The 20,478-nt window shown below is 67.5% G+C and carries 16 protein-coding genes; 6 read left to right on the forward strand and 10 right to left on the reverse strand.

Going from position 1 to position 20,478, the window contains the following annotated elements:
- Positions 1-41: 41 nt before the first annotated feature.
- The 4 genes from EGM71_RS05195 to EGM71_RS05210 all read right to left on the reverse strand — a co-directional run bounded on the left by EGM71_RS05195 (position 42) and on the right by EGM71_RS05210 (position 2,272).
- Entirely contained in the window at positions 42-638 is a 597-nt protein-coding gene (locus tag EGM71_RS05195) for a DUF1439 domain-containing protein (RefSeq protein ID WP_014036282.1), read from the reverse strand.
- Between the two features lie 82 nt (positions 639-720).
- Entirely contained in the window at positions 721-1,254 is a 534-nt protein-coding gene (locus tag EGM71_RS05200) for a hypothetical protein (RefSeq protein WP_188488213.1), read from the reverse strand.
- 56 nt (positions 1,255-1,310) lie between these two features.
- Positions 1,311-1,619, reverse strand: coding sequence for a DUF3861 family protein (locus EGM71_RS05205; protein ID WP_075675131.1), 309 nt, complete (start codon positions 1,617-1,619; stop codon positions 1,311-1,313).
- Positions 1,620-1,873: 254 nt separating this feature from the next.
- On the reverse strand, positions 1,874-2,272 hold the full coding sequence (locus EGM71_RS05210) for an HU family DNA-binding protein (protein ID WP_100439360.1): 399 nt from the start codon (positions 2,270-2,272) through the stop codon (positions 1,874-1,876).
- A 372-nt stretch (positions 2,273-2,644) separates the two neighbouring features.
- Between EGM71_RS05210 and EGM71_RS05215 the strand changes: the two genes are divergently transcribed.
- The gene (locus EGM71_RS05215) at positions 2,645-3,076 is read left to right on the forward strand and encodes an OsmC family protein (protein ID WP_005408443.1); all 432 of its coding nucleotides are present in this window, start codon (positions 2,645-2,647) and stop codon (positions 3,074-3,076) included.
- Positions 3,077-3,240: 164 nt separating this feature from the next.
- Here EGM71_RS05215 and EGM71_RS05220 read toward each other — a convergent pair whose 3' ends face one another.
- Both EGM71_RS05220 and EGM71_RS05225 read right to left on the reverse strand, forming a co-directional pair.
- Positions 3,241-4,119, reverse strand: a complete 879-nt coding sequence (locus EGM71_RS05220; protein WP_188488215.1) for a PhzF family phenazine biosynthesis protein — start codon at positions 4,117-4,119, stop codon at positions 3,241-3,243.
- A gap of 132 nt (positions 4,120-4,251) precedes the next feature.
- Positions 4,252-5,124 (reverse strand): PhzF family phenazine biosynthesis protein, encoded by an 873-nt coding sequence (locus EGM71_RS05225; RefSeq protein WP_188488216.1) that lies wholly within the window; start codon positions 5,122-5,124, stop codon positions 4,252-4,254.
- A 75-nt stretch (positions 5,125-5,199) separates the two neighbouring features.
- Between EGM71_RS05225 and EGM71_RS05230 the strand changes: the two genes are divergently transcribed.
- The 3 genes from EGM71_RS05230 (at position 5,200) to murD (ending at position 10,613) form a co-directional block, all read left to right on the forward strand.
- Positions 5,200-7,794, forward strand: coding sequence for a bifunctional aspartate kinase/diaminopimelate decarboxylase (locus EGM71_RS05230; RefSeq protein WP_188488218.1), 2,595 nt, complete (start codon positions 5,200-5,202; stop codon positions 7,792-7,794).
- Positions 7,795-7,870: 76 nt separating this feature from the next.
- A complete protein-coding gene (gene murL, locus EGM71_RS05235; RefSeq protein ID WP_188488220.1) occupies positions 7,871-9,223 on the forward strand; it encodes a UDP-N-acetyl-alpha-D-muramoyl-L-alanyl-L-glutamate epimerase in 1,353 nt (450 codons plus the stop codon).
- Positions 9,204-10,613 carry a UDP-N-acetylmuramoyl-L-alanine--D-glutamate ligase gene (murD, locus tag EGM71_RS05240; protein WP_188488222.1) on the forward strand — a complete coding sequence of 470 codons (1,410 nt, stop codon included), beginning with the start codon at positions 9,204-9,206 and terminating at the stop codon, positions 10,611-10,613. Before murL ends, murD begins: the two co-directional genes overlap by 20 nt.
- Positions 10,614-10,673: 60 nt before the next feature.
- On the opposite strand, the gene EGM71_RS05245 is transcribed toward murD, so the two are convergent.
- Entirely contained in the window at positions 10,674-11,261 is a 588-nt protein-coding gene (locus EGM71_RS05245) for an SMI1/KNR4 family protein (RefSeq protein ID WP_188488224.1), read from the reverse strand.
- A gap of 134 nt (positions 11,262-11,395) precedes the next feature.
- On the opposite strand from EGM71_RS05245, the gene EGM71_RS05250 reads away from it, so the two are divergent.
- Entirely contained in the window at positions 11,396-12,187 is a 792-nt protein-coding gene (locus tag EGM71_RS05250) for a dienelactone hydrolase family protein (RefSeq protein WP_188488226.1), read from the forward strand.
- A gap of 141 nt (positions 12,188-12,328) precedes the next feature.
- Here EGM71_RS05250 and EGM71_RS05255 read toward each other — a convergent pair whose 3' ends face one another.
- The gene (locus EGM71_RS05255; RefSeq protein ID WP_049452246.1) at positions 12,329-13,327 is read right to left on the reverse strand and encodes a polyprenyl synthetase family protein; all 999 of its coding nucleotides are present in this window, start codon (positions 13,325-13,327) and stop codon (positions 12,329-12,331) included.
- A 214-nt stretch (positions 13,328-13,541) separates the two neighbouring features.
- Between EGM71_RS05255 and EGM71_RS05260 the strand changes: the two genes are divergently transcribed.
- Entirely contained in the window at positions 13,542-15,155 is a 1,614-nt protein-coding gene (locus EGM71_RS05260) for an alpha-glucosidase family protein (RefSeq protein ID WP_188488228.1), read from the forward strand.
- 236 nt (positions 15,156-15,391) lie between these two features.
- Here the strand turns inward: EGM71_RS05260 and EGM71_RS05265 are convergent, their stop codons facing one another.
- Complete coding sequence (locus EGM71_RS05265) at positions 15,392-18,148, reverse strand: TonB-dependent receptor (protein ID WP_188488230.1); 2,757 nt, start codon at positions 18,146-18,148, stop codon at positions 15,392-15,394.
- A 251-nt stretch (positions 18,149-18,399) separates the two neighbouring features.
- Positions 18,400-20,451 carry a glycoside hydrolase family 97 protein gene (locus EGM71_RS05270; RefSeq protein WP_188489750.1) on the reverse strand — a complete coding sequence of 684 codons (2,052 nt, stop codon included), beginning with the start codon at positions 20,449-20,451 and terminating at the stop codon, positions 18,400-18,402.
- Positions 20,452-20,478: the final 27 nt, after the last annotated feature.

The raw sequence follows: 20,478 nt of genomic DNA on the forward strand, positions 1-20,478 counted from the left end.
CACACATGTGAAAAGCGTGCCGGCCAGCGGCCGGCACTAACTTATTTACCCAGCACGCCTGCCGGCACCAGGTTGCCCAGGTTCTGGTTGAAGGTGACCACCAGCTTGCCGTTCTTCACCTGTGCCGACTGCACCTGCAGGGCGCCGAGCACCCCGGCCACGGCCGGGTCCAGCTTGTAGATCGGCTCGCGCTGGGCGTAGTCGCTCAGCCAGGCGTTGAGCAGGCCACGGGTACGTGAGTCGAGGCGGCCGCCCTGGTTGGCCGGGGTGAAGTCATCCACGCTGGGCTGCTGCAGGTGGAAGCCCTGGGTCTGCGCGTCGTAGCGCAGGCCGCTGCTGAGCTTCACCGTACCCAGTCTGGCCGGGTTGCCGCCGGCGGTGGCCAGCGCCACGTCCATGCCCAGGTTCAACCGCTCGCCGGCCGGAAGGCTCAGCTGCGGGTGGCTCATGGTCAGGGCGATCAGGCCGCCGAGGGCGTCCTGGGTGCGCGGGAAGCTGCCATCGAGGTACTGCTGCACATCGCTGGCACCCACCGACAGTTCGCGGCCGGAAATGGAGGGAGCCGCCTGCGCACCGATCGCAGCGGCGATCAGTACGGTGGAGGCCGCGAGGCGGGTCATCAGGGAACGCAGGCGCATGGCGGTGACCGGTGAGTAGGGAATGGATGGATCAAAGAGTAGCCGCGCAGGCTGAATCGCGCGTGCATGCCGCTGCAACGGTTCAGTCCAGCATTGGACGCAGTTGCGCCGACTGGATCTGCCACGCGTTGCCATCGCTGCTGGGTTGCACGCGGTACCAGCCGCCGAAGCGGAAGGTCCCGTTGGCGGTGACCGCGCGGATCTGCACCGGCACTTCGAGCAGCTGCGGTGGCTGCCGGTCGTCGCGGGCGATCGGGGTATCGCTGTGCAGGCGCAAGGTGCGCAGGTCCTGCAGCTGCCGCAGCGCGGCGTCGTCCGCATGCCGCGGGTCGCCGGGTGGGATCGTCCAGGCGGCATCGCTGGCGGCGCGGTCGCGGTTGAGCAGTGCCGCCACGTAGCGGTTGAGCATCGTTGATGGCGGCTCGGCACCGTCGGCGACAGCGGACAGCAGCGGCATTTCGCTTGCCTGCAGTGCTGCGCGATCCGGGCCGGGGCTGGCGTCCGCTGCTGCGGCGACGGGAGCGGACGCTGCCGCGATGTCAGCGGTCGCCTGTGCTGCCGGGCGCGAACAGCCCAGCAGCACCATTGGCGCGATCAGGAACAGGATCCTGCGCATGTCTGCCTCCTCCCCGAGGCAACCTGGAGGGCGGCAGTGTAGCGATTGCGCGGGGATCAGCGGGAGGAGGGCAGCTGCTCCAGCGCGTCCAGGGCCGGCAGGACCTGGCCGGCGATGGCCGCCAGTGCATGTCCGTCGGTCTCGGCGTGGCGCTGCACGATATCGCGCAGCAGCTGGGCAGCGATCACCAGGGTCGCGCGCTCGTCACCGCTGATGCCAGCCGTACGCGGGGCCGCCTCCAGCAGGCGCATCAGGTCGCGGCTGGCGCGATGTTCCAGTTCGATGGTGCAGCGCCCGGTGCACTGCAGCCCGTCCTTTTCGATGGGGGTCACCGAGATCCGGTAGCGGGTGGAGGGGCTGGCCATGAGGGTGTGCTCGCCGTAGCTGTGGAGGATGTGCCCACCATAGGCAAGGCCACGGCCGGCGGCGACGGCCGGCGCTGCACGCAGTGTTCCACCCGGTACGTTCCGTGATCGATACAGTGTGCCGGCAGCCAATGGCGGCGGGCCTGTGCGGGGATTCCCGGGTTCGCGGCAACGCTGTGTTGCGGGGCGTGGTTCGGACAAAAAAAACGGGACGGCCAGAGCCGTCCCGTCGGAATCCGCGTTGGGGCGCGCGCTTACAGCGCGGCGTCCTTCAGCTTCTTCAGCGGACGCACCTTCAGCTTGGTGGTGGCCGGCTTGGCGGCGAACCACTGCTCTTCCTTGGTGAACGGGTTGATGCCCTTGCGCTTCGGCTTGGCCGGCACATTGACGGTGGTGATCTTCAGCAGGCCCGGCAGGGTGAAGGAGCCAGCGCCCTTCTTGTGCACCGAGGAGGCGACGGCGCCTTCCAGCGAGGCCAGCACAGCGCGGACGTCCTTGGCGATGACGCCGGAGGCTTCAGCGATGTGTGCAACCAGGCCGGACTTGGTCAGCACTTCCTTGATCGGCTTCGGAGCGGCCGGCTTGGCGGCTGCCTTCGTCGCGACTTTCTTCACTGCCTTCTTCGGGGCAGCCTTCTTAGCGGTCTTTGCCATGGTTTCCTGTTCCGTGAACGGTTGGTTGTTTGGTCGGCGCCGAACCCCGTCGGCAAGCGCAATGTAGGGCAACTCTCGGGCGCCGCCAATAGCCCGAAGCGTGGAAAGTGCATGTTTTTTCATATCCAGGCCGATTCAGTACATGGCCGGCGGTGGGGGATGGGGCCGCGGTAGCGTGTTCGATGGCCGGTGCCTGTCCATCGGTGGAGTGCGCGAAACCACTGAAAACAAGAGGAAAATGCGTTCCCGGCTGGCGAGGAAGTGTCCACGCGCCGGGTTCGGGGGCGACGTCGGGCGTGCGGCGGAGCGACGCAGGGCTAACGCGTGGCGTGCGAGGGTGACCGTTCATCACCGCCACGCAGGAGCAGCACAATGGGAATCTCGCGACACGCCACCGCGCACTGGGAAGGCGATCTGAAGTCGGGCAAGGGGCAGTTGAGCACGCCGCAGAGTGGGCTGCTGGACAAGACCCGCTACGGCTTCAACAGCCGCTTCGGCGACGAGAAGGGCACCAATCCGGAAGAGCTGATTGCTGCCGCGCATGCCGGCTGTTTCACCATGGCGCTGTCGGCCAAGCTCGGCGAGGCCGGCTTCACCCCGACCTCGCTGGATACCGAAGCCAAGGTCGACCTGTCGCTGGAAGGCGGTCCGCAGCTGTCGCAGATCCGGCTGAAGGTGAAGGCAGTGGTGCCCGGCATCGATGCGACGCAGTTCCGTGCCATTGCCGATGACGCCAAGCAGAACTGCCCGGTGTCCAAGGCGCTGAGTGCGGTGCCGATCAGCCTGGAAGCCGAGCTGGGCTGAGCAACGGTAGTGCCGGCCACTGGCCGGCAAACGCATGATGCAGAGGTCCATGTAGCAGCCGGCCAGCGTTATGGCGGCCTTCCTGGCCGCCCCCCTTCGGGCCGTCGCGTCCGACGTTGGCAGCGGCTCCTGCCGCTGCCTTCGGCTCTACCTTCCAGCAGCAATCACCAGTCAAGGGTGCCGGTAATCACCGTCTGCACCTGGCCTCCCGACCAGACCTCGCCATCGGCGTCGACCAGCAGGGTCAGGCGCGCATCGTGGCCGACTTCGCGGCCCTGGCTGACCTCGAACGGTGCACGGCCACGCGGCAGGGCATCGCGCAGGTCCAGCCACGCGGCCAGCACCGCATTGGCGGCACCGGAGGCGGCATCCTCGAAGCGCCGGCCATTGCCGACGAAGGCGCGCACGGCCAGATCGAATCCCTCGCGGCCATCGCTGAAGGCATAGGCGAACACGCCCATGCTGTCGGTGGACTCGGCCAGCGCAGCCACCGCATCCCAGTCCGGGCGCAGGGCGCGCAGAGCCGCTTCATTGGCCACCTGCACCACCCACCAGCTGCGTCCGCCCTGCATGCGCGCCGGCGGCAGCGTGCCCAGCGGCCAGTCCTTCAGCGCCGCCTGCAGGCGCGGATCGGTGGCTTCAGCGATCTCGGCCAGTTGCGCGCGCGGGGTGCGGATGGCGATGCGCTGCTGCGCGCCCTCACCACTGACGCGCAGCGGCAGGGCACCGGCAATGCCGTCCTGCACCAGCACGCCATCGATCGGTGTGGCCAGGCCGGCCTGCAGCACCGCATGCGCGGTGCCGACGCTGGGGTGGCCGGCGAACGGAACTTCCTTCTGCGGGCTGAACATGCGCAGCCGGTAGCTGGCACCCGCGACCTGCGGCGGGAACACAAAGGTGGTTTCGGGCAGGCGCGTCCAGCGGGCGATGGCCTGCATGCTGGCGTCGTCCAGGCCCTCGGCATCCAGTACCACGGCCAGCGGGTTGCCAGCGCCGGCGCGCGGGGAGAACACATCCAGCTGCAGGAAACGGCGGGTGGTCATCGGGGCGAAACTCCAGTAAACAGGCGGCATAGCGTAGCGCGGGGCACCCAAAAGGGGACGGAGGGAATTAAGTCGCTTTTGCCCCATGTGCCATAAGCGACTTAATTCCCTCCGTCCCCTTTTTTCCGTGCGCTACCAGCGGATGTGGCCGTCGATGACCGGCTGCACCTGGCCGCCGATCCAGACCGTGCCCTGCGCATCGACCTGCACCTGCACGCGGCCATCGCGGCCGACTTCGCGGCCCTGGCTGGCCACGTAGTGGCCCTCGCGGCCGGGCAGGGCGTTGCGCTGGCGCAGCCAGGCGCCGATCAGGGCATTGGCGCTGCCGGTGACCGGATCTTCCGGCACGCTGGCCGCATCGGCGGGGCAGAACGCACGTACCACGCGGGAGTGGCCGGTGCCGGCATCGTCGGCGAACACCGCCACGCCGGTGGCATCGGTGGCGAGGCTCCAGTCAGCCAGCGCGGCCATGTCCGGCGCCAGGTTGCGCACGGCGGCGGCATCGCGCAGCGGCAGCAGCCACCAGCGTGCGCCGTTGTCCCACAGTTCGGGGCGCTGCCCACTGGCGGCCAGGGCCAGCAGTGCTTCGGGCGCCGCGTCCGCGGGTGTCGCCAGCTGCCGCGCCGGTGGGCTGGCCAGCTGGATCTGCAGTGCCTCGGCCGGGCCGCTGACCCGCACCGGCAGCAATCCCGCCGCGCACTGCTGCAGCAGGGCGCCGTCGCGCGGTTGCGCCAGGCCGCAGCTCACCGCCGCCCAGGCCGCGCCGACGCTGGGGTGGCCGGCAAACGCCAGCTCGCGGGTCGGGGTGAAGATGCGGATGTGGTAGTCGGCGCCGGGTGCGCTGGGACGCAGGAAGAACACCGTCTCGGACAGGTTCAGCCAGGCGGCCAGGCCCTGCATCTGGCTGCTGGAGAGCGTGTCGGCGTCCAGGATCGCGCCCAGTGGATTGCCGGCGCCGGGGCGCGGGGCGAAGACATCGAGCTGCAGGTAACGAAGGACGGCCATCTACGGGGATATTGCGCTTAGAATCAAAGGTTCCGCCCCTGAGGGCGGCTTCCCCACATTCTACATAGCCAATCCATGTCAGCTTCCCCCCTTGTCGATCGTTGGATCGTACTGAAGTTCGGCGGCACTTCGGTGTCGCGTCGTCACCGCTGGGACACGATCGGGAAGCTGGCGAAAAAACGCGCGGAAGAGACCGGCTCGCGCGTGCTGGTGGTGGTGTCGGCGCTGTCCGGGGTCACCAACGAACTGACCGCGATCGCCGATGGCGCGCCGGACAGCCGTGATCGCGTGGCGGCGCTGGTCGAGCGCCACGAGGGCTTCCTGGCCGAGCTGGGCCTGGGCCGCGAGGTGCTGGCCGAGCGCCTGGCGGCGCTGCAGGGCCTGCTCGATGATGCGCGGGCGGCCACCCGTCCGCTGGATTGGCAGGCCGAAGTGCTGGGCCAGGGCGAGCTGCTGTCCTCCACCCTGGGCGCAGCCTACCTGCACGCTTCGGGCCTGGACATGGGCTGGATGGACGCGCGCCAGTGGCTGGACGCGATGCCGCCGCAGCCGAACCAGAGCGACTGGTCGCAGCGCCTGTCGGTGAACTGCCAGTGGCGTGCCGATGCGGAGTGGATGCAGCGCTTCCGCGCGCAGCCGACCCGCCTGCTGATCACCCAGGGCTTCATTTCGCGGCATGCCGATGGCGGTACCGCCATCCTCGGCCGTGGTGGCTCGGATACCTCGGCGGCGTACTTCGGTGCGCTGCTGGGCGCCAGCCGCGTGGAGATCTGGACCGATGTACCGGGCATGTTCAGTGCGAATCCGCGCGACGTGCCCGACGCGCGCCTGCTGACCCGGCTGGACTATTACGAGGCGCAGGAAATCGCCACCACCGGCGCCAAGGTGCTGCATCCGCGCTCGATCAAGCCGTGCCGCGATGCCGGCGTGCCGATGGCCATCCTCGATACCGAGCGCCCTGAACTGCCGGGCACCAGCATCGATGGCAGCGCTGCGCTGGTGCCGGGCGTAAAGGCGATCAGCCGCCGCAACGGCATCGTGCTGGTGTCGATGGAAGGCATCGGCATGTGGCAGCAGGTCGGCTTCCTGGCCGATGTGTTCAACCTGTTCAAGAAGCATGGCCTGTCGGTGGACCTGATCGGTTCGGCCGAGACCAACGTCACCGTGTCGCTGGACCCGTCCGAGAACCTGGTCAACACCGATGTGCTGGCCGCGCTGTCGGCCGACCTGTCGCAGATCTGCAAGGTGAAGGTGATCGTGCCGTGCGCGGCGATCACCCTGGTTGGTCGTGGCATGCGTTCGCTGCTGCACAAGCTGTCGGACGTGTGGGCCACCTTCGGCCGCGAGCGCGTGCACATGATCTCGCAGTCGTCCAACGACCTGAACCTGACCTTCGTCATCGACGAGGCCGATGCCGATGGCCTGCTGCCGATCCTGCACGCCGAGCTGATCGACAGCGGCGCGATGCCGGTGGAAGAGACGGAAGTGTTCGGCCCGCGCTGGCGCGAGATTGCCGGCACCGTGCGCCCGCGTGGCACGCCGTGGTGGCGGGGCCAGCGTGCGCACCTGCTGCAGCTGGCCGATGCCGGTACGCCGCGCTACGTCTACCACCTGCCGACGGTGCGCGCCCGCGCCCGTGCGCTGGCCGCGATCAAGCCGATCGACCAGCGCTACTACGCGATCAAGGCCAACAGCCACCCGGCCATCCTGCAGCTGCTGGAAGCCGAGGGCTTCGGCCTGGAATGCGTGTCGCACGGCGAGCTGAAGCATGTGTTCCAGCACCTGCCGGAACTGTCGCCCAAACGCGTGCTGTTCACCCCCAGCTTCTGCCCGCGCAGCGAGTACGAGGCGGCGTTCGCGCTCGGCGTGACCGTGACGGTCGACAACGTCGAGGCACTGCAACGCTGGCCGGACCTGTTCCGCAACCGCGAGCTGTGGCTGCGCGTCGATCTCGGCCGTGGCGAAGGCCACCATGCCAAGGTCCGTACCGGCGGCAAGGACTCCAAGTTCGGCCTGCCGATCGCCCGCGTCGACGAGTTCGTGCGCGCGGCCACCGATCTGGGCAGCCGCGTGGTCGGCCTGCATGCGCACCTCGGCAGCGGTGTCGAGACCGCGCAGCACTGGCGCCTGATGTGCGATGAACTGGCCGGTTTCGCCCGCCGCATCGGCAGCGTGCAGACCATCGACATCGGTGGTGGCCTGCCGATTCCGTATTCCGCCGAGGACGAACCGTTCGACCTGGATGCCTGGGCTGAGGGCCTGGCCGAGGTCAAGGCACTGCACCCGGCGTTCCGGCTGGCGATCGAGCCGGGCCGCTACCTGGTGGCCGAGTCCGGCGTGCTGCTGACCCATGTCACCCAGGTGGTGGAAAAGGAGGGCGTGCGCCGCGTCGGCCTGGATGCCGGCATGAACGCACTGATGCGCCCGGCCCTGTACGACGCCTGGCACGACATCGAGAACCTCAGCCGCCAGGGTGGGTATGCCGAGGCGGCATTCGATGTGGTCGGCCCGATCTGCGAATCCAGCGATGTGTTCGGCAAGCGCCGCAAGCTGCCGGTGTCGACCGCGCCGGACGACGTGATGCTGATCGCCGATGCCGGCGCCTACGGCTATTCGATGGCCAACACCTACAACCAGCGGATGCTGCCGCGCGAAGACGTGATCGAATGATCGCCGCGCGCGCCCTGCACCCGCCCACCGACACGCCCCGCGCCATCGCGCGGGCCCGTGCCTGACCGGATACACCATGACTGCTTTCGACAAACACCAGGTTTCCCGCTTCCGCTTCGTCCGCTGCGAATTCGCCGCGGAGACCGGCGTGGCCAAGCTGGTCTATGCCTTTGATGACGGCCCGGAGATGGTGGAAACCATCACCGTTCCGGGCGCCCCGTTCGTGCTGGACGAGGCGCGTACCGCCGCCGTGCAGCGCGCGCTGCAGCTGCTGCACCTGATCGCCGGTGTCAGCTACTACAAGGCGGGCGTGCCGGAGACGGTCAGCATAGACAGCTACGCCATCGATGCCGATACCGCTGCGTTGGTGGAGACGGTCTACCTCAACGGCCTGGGCGAATTTGCCTACCGCAACGGTCTGAACCTGCGCGGGCGCTTCCGCCTGCCGGTGCAGGGCGAAGCGGTGCAGGCGCCGGTGCTGGGCCTGCAGCCGCACGCGCTGGTGGCGATCGGCGGCGGCAAGGATTCGCTGGTCAGCATCGAAGCGCTGCGCCGTGCCGGCGTGGACGAGACGGTGACCTGGATCGGCGGTTCGCAGCTGATCCGCGCCTGTGCCGAGCGTACCGCCCTGCCGACGCTGAACCTGGGTCGCGCGCTGGCGCCGGAACTGTTCGAGCTCAACCGCCAGGGCGCCTGGAACGGCCATATCCCGGTCACCGCGGTGAACTCGGCGATCATGGTGCTGGCCGCGCTGCTGCAGGGCGTGGACCAGGTGGTGTTCTCCAATGAGCGTTCGGCCAGTTACGGCAGCCAGATTCCGGGCACCGGCGAAGTGAACCACCAGTGGTCCAAGGGCTGGGCGTTCGAGCAGGCGTTCGGCAGCCATGTGCAGACGCACGTGGCGGCGGACCTGCAGTACTACTCGCTGCTGCGCCCGATGTCCGAGCTGGCGGTGGCCCGCCAGTTCGCCAAGACCGATTTCTACGACGCGCACTTCTCCAGCTGCAACCGCAACTTCCACATCCTCGGCGAGCGCCCTGTGAACCGCTGGTGCGGCGTCTGCCCGAAGTGCCATTTCGTGTTCCTGGCGCTGGCCCCGTTCATGCCCAAGACGCGCCTGGTGCGCATCTTCGGCCGCAACCTGCTGGACGATGCCGAGCAGGCCGGTGGCTTCGATGCGCTGCTGGAATTCCAGGACCACAAGCCGTTCGAGTGCGTGGGCGAAGGCCGCGAATCGCGTGCGGCGATGGCGACCCTGGCGCAGCGCCCGGAGTGGAAGGAAGACGTGCTGGTGAAGCGCTTCTGCAATGAGATCCAGCCGCAGCTGGATGCCGCCGAACTGGAACTGGCACCGCTGCTGCAGCTGCAGGGCGAGCACCGCGTTCCGGCTGCGCTGTGGGAACGGGTGCGTGAAGATTTCGAAGCTTGAAGGAAAGCGCGTTGCGCTGTGGGGCTGGGGCCGTGAGGGCCGCGCCGCGTTTGCGGTACTGCGTGAGCGCCTGCCCACGCTGCCGCTGAGCCTGTTCTGCCCGGCGGCCGAAGTCGAGGCCGCACGCGTGGAAACACAGGGCGCGCTGGACGTGCGTGGCGAGCCTTCCGCTGAAGCGCTGGCCGCGTTTGACGTGGTGATCAAATCGCCCGGCATCAGTCCCTACCAGCCGATCGCGCTGGCGGCTGCAGGGCAGGGCACCAGCTTCATCGGTGGCACCGCGCTGTGGTTCGCCGAACACGCGACCGACGATGGCATCGTGCACGACATCGTGTGCGTGACCGGCACCAAGGGCAAGAGCACCACCACCGCGCTGGTCGCGCACCTGCTACGCGCGGCCGGCCACCGCACCGGCCTGGTCGGCAATATCGGCCTGCCGCTGCTGGAAGTGCTGGACCCGCAACCCGCACCCGAGTACTGGGCGGTGGAACTGTCCAGTTACCAGACCGGCGAAGTGGCGCGCAGTGGCGCCCATCCGCAGGTGGCGGTGGTGCTGAACCTGTTCCCGGAGCATCTGGACTGGCACGGCAGCGAACAGCGCTATATCGAGGACAAGCTGCGGCTGGTGACTGAAGCCGCGCCGCGCATCGCTGTGCTCAATGCCGCCGATCCGCACCTGGCCGCGCTGTCGCTGCCCGACAGCGAGGTGATCTGGTTCAACCAGCCGCAGGGCTGGCACATGCGCGACGATGTCGTGCACCGGGGCGAGCAGGCGGTGTTCGATACCCGAAACACGCCGCTGCCCGGTCGCCACAACCGCGGCAATCTGTGCGCGGTGCTGGCCGCGCTGGAAGCGCTGGGGCTGGACGCGGTGGCGCTGGCACCGGCGGTGCAGGATTTCCGACCCCTGCCGAACCGCCTGCAGCGCATCGGCGTGGCCGATGGCCTGACTTACGTCAACGATTCGATCAGCACCACGCCGCATGCCAGCCTGGCGGCGCTGGAGTGCTTCGCCGGACAGCGCATCGCGTTGCTGGTCGGCGGGCATGACCGTGGCTTGGACTGGACCGATTTCATGCAGCACATGGCGCACGATGTGCCTCCGGTGGAGATCGTGACCATGGGCAGCAACGGCCCGCGCATCCACGCGATGCTGCAGCCGCTGGCTGATGGCGGCCGCTTCGGCCTGCATGCGGCCGCTGACCTGCCCGAAGCGATGGCGCTGGCACGTGTCGCGCTGGGCGCGCAGGGTGGGGTGGTGCTGCTGTCGCCGGGCGCGCCGAGCTTCGGCGCTTACCGTGACTACGTGGCGCGTGGCCGTCATTTCGCCGAGCTGGCCGGGTTTGACCCGGACAGCATCAGCGCGATTCCGGGCCTGGGCATCGTTTGAAGGTAGTGCCGGCCGCTGGCCGGCAACCTCCGGAGAAATTCATCCGCGCATGGCGTGGATCTACTGTTCCTCGTCGATGAACGCGTAGTCGCCGTCAATCAGCTGCTGCAGGTACGCATCGAAGCTGGGCGCGATGACTACGTAGCTGTCCGGATCGTGCAGGTAGCGCACCACCTGTCCAACCGTGCCACCCGGCGCCGGATCGAAATCCAGGTACAGCATCGAGGTGCCGCCGTTGTTCATGCAGTGCGAGAAGCACAGGCGGCGGTTCATCGGCAGATCCGCGTCGATACCTTCACCCAGGATCTCCGGCTCGTCATCCAGCCACTCTTCGTAGATGGAACGAATGCTGTCGTCCCACTGCTGCTGGTCCTCGAAGATCTGCGCGACCGAGCGCAGGTAGTACGGGTAATCGCCCACATCTGAACCCAGCATCAGCACGCAGACCTCACCACCGGGATACTCGCGGAAATGGGTGCCATCCACGCGCGACAGCAGCGCGACCAGGCTGTCCGGCACCTGCGGCCACTGCGTGCGCAGGCGCTCCAGGTCTTCGGCGCTGGCGCCCTGCACATGGGCCCACTGAGGGGCATCATCGGCAGGCAGGCGAGGGATCAGGCCAGACAGAAAGCGATCAACAAGGTTCATGCGGCAAAAAGGGGACGGAGGGGATTAAGTCGTATCCAACCACACCTGCGTCACGTCGCCAATGCAGAATGCGACGCGGGAGGGGCGAATACGGCTTAATCCCCTCCGTCCCCTTTTTCTTGCGGAGCAGGCGCATGAATCGTTGGCGATGCGGTGTGGCGGTGATGCTGGGGCTGGCGGCGATGCCGGCGTGGGCGGCGATGAAGACGCAGCCGGTGGAGTGGAAACACCAGGGCACGAACTTCAGTGGCGTGCTGGTCTATGACGACGGCGACAACGACAAGCGCCCGGGCCTGGTGATGGTGCCGAACTGGAAGGGTGTGAACGCATCGGCCATCGAGAAGGCCAAGCAGCTGGCCGGCGATGATTACGTGGTGCTGGTGGCCGACGTGTACGGCAAGGGCGTGCGGCCGAAGACCGACGCCGAGGCCGGGCCGGTGGCGACCAAGTTGCGCAATGACCGGTCGTTGCTTCGCGCACGAGCGCTGGAGGCGGTGAACGTGCTCAAGGCACAGGCCGGCAAGGCGCCGCTCGATGCCAGCCGGATCGGTGCGGTGGGCTTCTGCTTCGGTGGTACCACCGTGCTTGAACTGGCCCGCGCCGGTGCGCCGCTGGCCGGGGTGGTCAGCCTGCACGGTGGGCTGGGTTCGCCATTGCCGGCGCAGGCCGGTGGCAGCCATCCCTCGGTGCTGGTGCTCAACGGTGCCGACGACAAGAGCGTGACTGCCGAGGACATCGGCAGCTTCCAGAAGGAAATGGACGCGGCCAAGGTGGACTGGGAGTTCACCAACTACAGCGGCGCAGTGCACTGCTTTGCCGAGCGCGATGCCAACAGCCCGCCGGGCTGTCAGTACAACGAGCGGGCAGCCAAGCGCGCGTGGAAGGCGCTGGATGAGTTCTTCGAGGAGCGCTTCGGGAAACGTTGACCCGTGCAGCGGTAGTGCCGGCCGCTGGTCGGCAACCTCATGATGCTGGCGATGTCATCGGGAATGCCGGCCAGCGGCCGGCACTACCGGATGCGGTCAATGCGATCGTTTCAGTGCCGACCAACGGTCGGCACGCATCCATCAATGCGAACGCTGCACCGCGTAGCGGGCCAGGCCGCGCAGCGCCGCCACGGCATCATTGTCGCCCAGGCCGTCCAGCGCGCGCTCGGCGGCTTCGGCATATTCCTCGGCACGCGCGCGGCTGTACTCCAGGCCGCCGGTGGCGCGGATCGCGGCCAGCACTTCCGGCATCGCCGAGGCATCGCCGTCCTGCACGATGGTACGCAGGCGCTCGCGGGTCGCGTCGTCGGAATGGGCCATGGCGTGGATCAGCGGCAGCGTGGCCTTGCCCTCGGCGAGGTCGTCGCCCAGGTTCTTGCCCAGCTCCTCGGCATTGGCCGAGTAGTCCAGCACGTCGTCGGCGATCTGGAACGCGTAGCCCAGATGCATGCCGTAGTCGAACAGGGCCTGCTGGGTGGCTTCGTCCACGCCGCTGGCCAGTGCGCCCAGGCGGGTGCCGGCGGCGAACAGCACCGCGGTCTTGCGCTCGATCACGCGCAGGTAGGCGGCTTCGTCGGTATCCGGGTTGTGCACGTGCAGCAGCTGCAGCACTTCACCCTCGGCGATGCGGTTGGTGGCATCGGCCAGGATCTGCATCACCGACATGCGCTCCAGCTCGACCATCAGCTGGAAGCTGCGCGAGTACAGGAAGTCGCCGACCAGCACGCTGGGCGCGTTGCCCCACAGCGCGTTGGCGGTGCTGCGGCCACGGCGCAGGCTGGATTCGTCCACCACGTCGTCGTGCAGCAGGGTGGAGGTGTGGATGAACTCGATGATCGCCGCCAGCTGGTGGTGCTCCGGGCCGGCCTGGCCGACCGCATGGCCGGCCAGCATCACCAGCATCGGGCGCAGGCGTTTGCCGCCGGCGGAAATGATGTGGTCGGCGATCTGGTTGATCAGCACGACGTCCGAGGACAGCCGACGCCGGATCAGGGCGTCGACGGCGGCCATGTCGGCCGCGGCAAGCGACTGGATCTGGGGCAGGCCCAGGGCGGGACGGGTGTCTTCGGTGATGGTCATGCGATCAGGCTTTCAGGCTCACCGCCGATTATAGGCGCTGGCCGTGAATTCGGGCGCAAACCGGGCTGGCCGGCGTTCCCGGCCCCGCAAACGCTGCTGCCTGCGTGAATACGTATGCAGGTTGCGCCATGCCCGCGGGGCCGCCGCTAAGCTTGCCGGATCAGGTTTTCAGCCCGCTGCCGGCGGGTCCCGCATGCCCGGAGGGGGGCTGTCGATGTCGCACTATCCTTGGTGGCGCGGAGCCGTCATCTACCAGATCTACCCGCGCAGCTACCTCGATGCCAACGGCGATGGAGTAGGCGACCTGCCGGGCATCATCCAGCGCCTGGACCACATCGCTGCCCTGGGCGTGGATGCGATCTGGATCTCGCCGTTCTTCAAGTCGCCGATGGCCGACTTCGGCTACGACATCGCCGACTACCGCGACGTCGACCCGCTGTTCGGCAGCCTGGACGACTTCGACCGCCTGCTGGCCAAGGCCCACGGCCTGGGCCTGAAGGTGATGATCGACCAGGTGCTGAGCCATACATCGATCGAGCATGCCTGGTTCCGCGAGAGCCGCCAGGACCGCAGCAATCCGAAGGCGGACTGGTATGTCTGGGCCGACCCGCGCGAGGACGGTACCCCGCCCAACAACTGGCTGTCGCTGTTCGGCGGCTGCGCCTGGCAGTGGGAGCCGCGCCGTGAGCAGTACTACCTGCACAACTTCCTGGTCGACCAGCCGGACCTGAACTTCCATCACCCGGATGTGCAGCAGGCCACGCTGGACAACGTGCGCTTCTGGCTGGACCGCGGCGTGGATGGCTTCCGCCTGGATGCGATCAACTTCTGCTTCCACGACGCACAGCTGCGCGACAACCCGGCCAAGCCCGCCGACAAGCGGGTGGGGCGCGGTTTCAGCCCGGACAACCCGTACGCCTACCAGTACCACTACTTCAACAACACCCAGCCGGAGAACCTGCCGTTCCTGGAGCGCCTGCGCGCGCTGCTGGATCACTATCCGGGGGCGGTCAGCCTGGGCGAGATCTCCTCGGAGGACTCGCTGGCGACCACCGCCGAGTACACCCGCGATGGCCGCCTGCACATGGGCTACAGCTTCGAGCTGCTGGTGGACGACTACAGCGCGGCCTACATCCGCGATACGGTCTCGCGCCTGGAAGCCGTGATGACCGAAGGCTGGCCGTGCTGGGCGGTTTCGAATCACGACGTGGAGCGGGCGGTCAGCCGCTGGGGTGGCCACCCGGCCGACCCGCGCCTGGCGCGGATGCTGGTGGCGATGCTCTGTTCGCTGCGTGGCTCGGTCTGCCTGTACCAGGGCGAGGAGCTGGGCCTGGCCGAGGCCGAGGTACCGTTCGAGGCCCTGCAGGACCCCTACGGCATCACGTTCTGGCCCAACTTCAAGGGGCGTGACGGTTGCCGTACCCCGCTGCCGTGGACCGATGCGCCGCTGGCCGGTTTCACTTCCGGCCAGCCGTGGCTGCCGATTCCGGCCGAGCACCGGGCGGCGGCCGTGGCCGTTCAGGAGCGCGATCCACTTTCGGTCCTGGCGGCTTTCCGGGCCTTCCTGGCCTGGCGGCATACCCAGCCGGCCCTATTGCATGGCAGCATCAGATTCATCGAAAGCGCCGAGCCAGTGCTGCTGTTCGAGCGTATGCTTGCAGATGAAACCCTCCTGCTGGCCTTCAACCTGTCGGCCGAGGCGGTGACCCATTCGCTGCCGCCGGGCAACTGGCAGCAGGTGGCGGTACCGGGCCCGGATGCGGGCACGGTGCAGGGTGATGAACTCCAGCTGCCGCCGCGCGCGGTGTATTGCGCCCGACGCAGCTGACCGATTTCTCCGGTGGCGGTACTTGCGGGGACGGGGCCGAAGCGCCCCGTCCCTTTTTTGTGGGTGGGCTTCCGGCGAAAGGCATCTACGCATGGCGTGGATCTAAGGGTTGGGGCGGCGCTGGGTAGATCCACGCCATGCGTGGATGGGCATCCGCGCAAAAGAAAACCCGCTGCCTGCGCAGCGGGTTTCCGATGAGTTGTTGCCGGCCAGCGGCCGGCACTACCCGGGCATGGTCAGAACTTGTAGTTCACGCCCAGCATATAGGTGCGGCCCCACTCGATGTACTCCAGCGGGCGGTCCTTGCTGCCGGCGTAGGTGCGGTATGGCTCGTTGGTCAGGTTGCTGCCCTGCAGCAGCAGGGTCAGGCCACGCAGGGCGCTGCTGTCGCTGAAGGTGTAGCTGACCTGCGCATCGGTCACGTTTTCGCCGACGACATAGCGCAGGCTGCGGTTGCCGTTGAAGTTGCCGATCTCACCGATGAAGTCCGAACGCCGGCGCTGGCTGACGCGTGCTTCAAAGCCGCTGCGCTCGTAATAGGCGGTGAAGTTGTACACGCGCTTGGACAGGCCCGGCAGGCTGATCGGGTCACTGCCCACGCTGGAGGCGCTCTCCGGATCCAGGATGGTGATGTCGCTCTTGTTGAAGGTCGCGCTGGCCTGCACGCCGAAGCCACGCAGGCTGTCGGTCAGCATGTCCAGCGGGAACGATGCGGTCAGTTCCAGACCCTTCAACGTGCCGCCCTTGCCGTTCTGCGGGGCGGAGAAGGTGCCGGTGGTCAGCACCGGTGCCGTCATGCCCGGCGGCGGCACGTAGCTGCCCAGCAGCGAGGTGAAGTCGTAGTTGTCGACCGACTGGGTGTAGACGTAGCTCTTCAGGTCCTTGTAGAAGATCGCGGCGGCCACGTAGGCCTTCTCGCCGAAGTACTTCTCATAGGACAGGTCCAGCGCGGTGGCACGCCACGGGTCCAGCAGCGGATTGCCGCCGCTGCCGCCGGGGCGGCCGGTGCCGGTGTCCACGCCGAACTCCAGGCCGGCGCGCATCTGGTCCACGCGCGGGCGCGCGACCTGCTTGGCGGCGGCGAAGCGCAGCGTCTGCTGGTGCGGGAACATGAAGGCCAGGTTCAAGCTCGGCAGCCAGTCGTTGTAGGTACGGCCGTTCGAATACGGCTGCACGTTGTTGCCGGCCGACTGCGAGCTGTCCCAGTAGCGCGAATCCGAACTCTGGTCGGTGTGCTGCATCTGCACGCCGATGTTGCCGCGCACGCCGACCTCGCCGATGTCGGTGTTGATGTTCAGGCGCGCCCAGGCGGTGGTGATCTTCTCCTGCACCGACCACGACTTGGGAATCAGGTAGTCCAGGTTGTCGACCGGATTGAAGGTCATGTAGCGGCCCACTGCGGCCGGTACGTTCCAGGCCGGGATGGTGCCCAGGCCGGCAAAGCCCAGGTCGACCGGGCGGTACTGCAGGTCCGAGGCGATGTTGGCGTCGCCCTGCGCGCCGAGCAGGATGTTGCCTTCGGACTGGGTCTTCACCTTGCGGCGGTCGGCGTAGTTCAAGCCGATGTCGATGTCCGGCGCCCACGAGGCGATGGCATCGGGCAGGGCGATGGTGGCGGCCAGCTTGCCACCCTTCAGGCGGTCTTCCACCTTCGGCACCTTGCCGTAGCCGGAACCGTAGATGGTGTTGGTCAGGAACAGGGCGTCGGGGTTGGAATAGTTCAGCCCCGGGCTGATCTGCGAGAAACCATCCTGGCGGATCGTCACGCCGATCGTATCCAGCTGCGGCATCGGGGTCAGCTGCAGGTTGTTTTCCAGGTTCAGCTCATCGCGCGTGGCCTTGGAGTAGTTCAGGTCGGCGACCAGCTTGACGCCGCCGAAGTTGAACTCGTTGTTCCAGCCGAACGCATCGATCTTGTCCTTGCGCTTGTTGTACATGCCGCGCACCAGCGGATACACGCCGCTGGCGGTGCCGCCGGTGAACGAGCCGTTGGCGTTGATCTGCGGGTTGCTGACCAGCAGGCCCGGGGTGTAGTTGCCGTTGTAGTTGCTGAGGTTCAGCTCGAACTGGTTGGCGGTGTCGATCTGCTCGGCTTCGGTGTGGAACGCATCGAAGGTGCTGGTCCAGCTGTTGTTCGGCCGGAACTGGATTGTGGCCATCACGCCGTCGCGCTTGTTGTTGCCGGTGCGGCGCAGTGCCTTGATGCCATCGGAGAAGTAGGTGCCGGCGCCCACGCCCGGGCGGTCGCCCTTGTCGGTGTGTTCGGTGGTCCACGGTTCGTACAAACCGACCTGGTTCTCCTGGATCGGCATGTCGCTGTGCGCGTAGCCGATGGCGATGCCCAGGGTCTTGTCCAGGAACTGGTCGATGTAGCTTGCACTGAAGCGGTTGCCATACGGATCGACGTTGGCAGCGCGGCCCAGCGAACTCTTCTGGTAACGGCCGCTGACGGCGATCACGCGCTCGCCGAAGCTGAGCGGGCGTGCGGTCTGCATGTCGATGGTACCGGACAGGCCCTGGCCGACCAGCGCGGCATCCGGGGTCTTGTACACGGTCACGCCGTTGACCAGCTCGGACGGGTACTGGTCGAACTCAACGCCGCGGTTGTCGCCGGTGCTGACCACTTCCCGGCCATTGAGCAGGGTGGTGGCGAAGTCCGGCGACAGGCCGCGCACGCTGATCACCTGCGCACGGCCCGCCACGCGCTGGGCGGCCAGGCCGGGCAGGCGCGAGATGGATTCGGCGATGCTGACGTCTGGCAGCTTGCCGATGTCTTCGGCAGAGATCGCTTCGACCACCGAGGTGGCGTCCTGCTTGACCGCGATCGCGCTCTCGATGCCGCGGCGGATGCCGGTGACCTGCACCGTATCCAGGTTGGTGGCGGCGGTGCCGGCCGGCGTGGTGGTGCTCTGCGTGGACTGTGCCGACGCCAGCGTCGGCGCCAGGACAACGGCCAGCGCGATGCTCAGCGCGCTGCGCTTGTGGTTCAACATTTTCCCCTCCCAGGCAATGTTGCAGATCGATTCGTGGACGTCCCGGAGTGACCGTGGACGTGCGACGCGGTGGCCGCTGTCGTCGCCGCTATGGTAGGCAGCGCGTTCTTCGCGGGAATCACCCTGCATACGTATTCAATGGCGTTTGCAGGGGTGTAATCGCTTTCAGGCAGCATTTGCGGTAGTGCCGGCTGCTGGCCGGCAATCGCGTTCACCGGGTTGCCGGCCAGCGGCTGGCACTACCGGGGCATTCACAGCGGCGTGAAGCGAATGGCCTGCCCACCGCCCGGTGCCAGCACCAGCATCAATGAGTCGGCACTGGTCACCTCGCGGGTTTCGCGTGCGAACGCGAACGGGTTGCTGCGGAAATCAGCGCCTTCACCATCGCGGTAGATCTCGGCGCGATAGCGCACGCCTGGCTCCAGGAAGCCCAGCGACACCGGCAGCACGCGGCCGTGTTCATCCGTGATGCTGCCGAGGAACCAGTCGCGGCTGTTGCGGTCGCGGCGCACGATCGTCACGTAGTCGCCCACTTCGCCATCGAGCACGCGGCTCTGCTCCCAGTCCACCGCCACGTCTTCGATGAAACGGAACGCCTCGCGATGCTGCAGGTAGTGCTCGGGCAGGTCGGCGGCCATCTGGATAGGGCTGTACAGCACCACGTACAGCGCCAGTTGGCGGGCCAACGTGCTGGGGATGGCCTGGCCGTGGCGGCCCTTCAGGCTGAGGATGCCGGGGGTGTAATCCATCGGCCCGGCCAGCATGCGGGTGAACACCAGGTTGACCTCATGCTCCGGCGGGTTCGGTGGCTGGCCCCAGGCGTTGTACTCCATGCCACGCGCACCTTCGCGCGAGATCCAGTTGGGATAGGTGCGGCGCAGGCCGGTGTCCTTGATCGGCTCATGAGGGTTCACCGACAGGTGCCGGCGCGCGGCTTCCTGCACCACCTTCAGGTGGTGGCGGGCCATGAACTGTCCGTCGTGCCACTCGCGCCACAGCGGGCCCCCCGTGGGATTGCGGCGGTCGACCTGGCCGTCGTCGCAGACGTAGCCGGTCTTGAACTGGTCCACGCCCAGCCGTGCGTACAGGTCCAGCGCGGCGCCCAGCTGGTCCTCGTAGTGCTCGATGGCGCAGCCGGTTTCATGGTGGCCGATCAGATGCACGCCCTTCTTCAGGCCATACGCCGACAGCGCTTCAATGTCGAAATCGGGCGTGGCACGGGTGAAATCGAAGTCGTAGCCATTGCCCACCCACATGCCGTCCCAGCCCGGATTCCAGCCTTCCACCAGCACACCACGGAAGCCGTGCGCGGCGGCGAAGTCGATCACCTTCTTCGTCTTGGCGGTGCTGGCCGCGTGCTTCGGTCCGGTCGCCCAGCTCTCGTTGTCCAGGTGCATCGACCACCACACGCCGAGATACTTGGCTGGCTTCACCCAGCTCACATCGCCCAGCGCATTGGGTTCGTTGAGGTTGAGGATCAGGTCCGATTCGACCAGGCCACCGGCACGGTCGGCGATCTGCAGCGTGCGCCACGGCGTGGCGAAGGGCAGGGTGCGGCGCACCTTCCAACCTTCGGCCGAGGGCGACAGCTGTGCGCGCAGGCGTTGTCCTTCTGTGCGGCGCAGCCACATGCCGGCATAGTCCACCAGCGCGGCCTCGTGGATCGCCACGTGCAGGCCATCGCGGCTGCGCAGGGTCATCGGCGTATGCACCAGCGGCACCTCGCGCAGTGGCGTGCGCTGGTACAGGTATTCGTAGTGGATCGGCTCGCCGGCGGGAATCCACCAGGCGGTGGAATCCTGCGCGATGGCGAACTCGGTCAGCTCGTCATCGATGATCGCTTCGTGCAGGTTCGGCTGCTCGGGGAACACATAGCGGAAGCCAACGCCATCGTCGTAGACGCGGAACACCACGTCCAGCCGCCGCTTGCTGCCGGTGGTTTCGGCCAGCTGTACGGTCAGCTCGTTGAAGTGGTCGCGGGTGAGCCGGCGCTCGCCCCACGGCTGCTCCCAGTGGTCATCGACGCTGCGCCGCTGCTGGCCAAGCAGGGCGAAATCGCGGTCCAGGCGGCCGTCACGCAGGGCGAAGCCGAGCTTCGAATCCTCCACCACGGGCTCGTCGAAACGCTCGACGCGATAGCGGGCTGTGCCGCCGTCCAGCACGAGACTGACCTTGAGTATCTTGCCCGGTGACTCGACGCTGGCCACCTGTGGCGTGGCCTGTGCCAGCGTGGCCCAGACCAGCAGGGCCAGACCGAGCAGGTGCGCGATTGCCGCGCGTACAGCAGTGGGTGACATCGGCAGTTCCCCTCCCAAGGCGCCGTTGGCAGA

Origin of the sequence: Stenotrophomonas maltophilia, assembly GCF_006970445.1 — a bacterium.
GTDB classification, from domain to species: Bacteria; Pseudomonadota; Gammaproteobacteria; order Xanthomonadales; family Xanthomonadaceae; genus Stenotrophomonas; species Stenotrophomonas maltophilia_AU.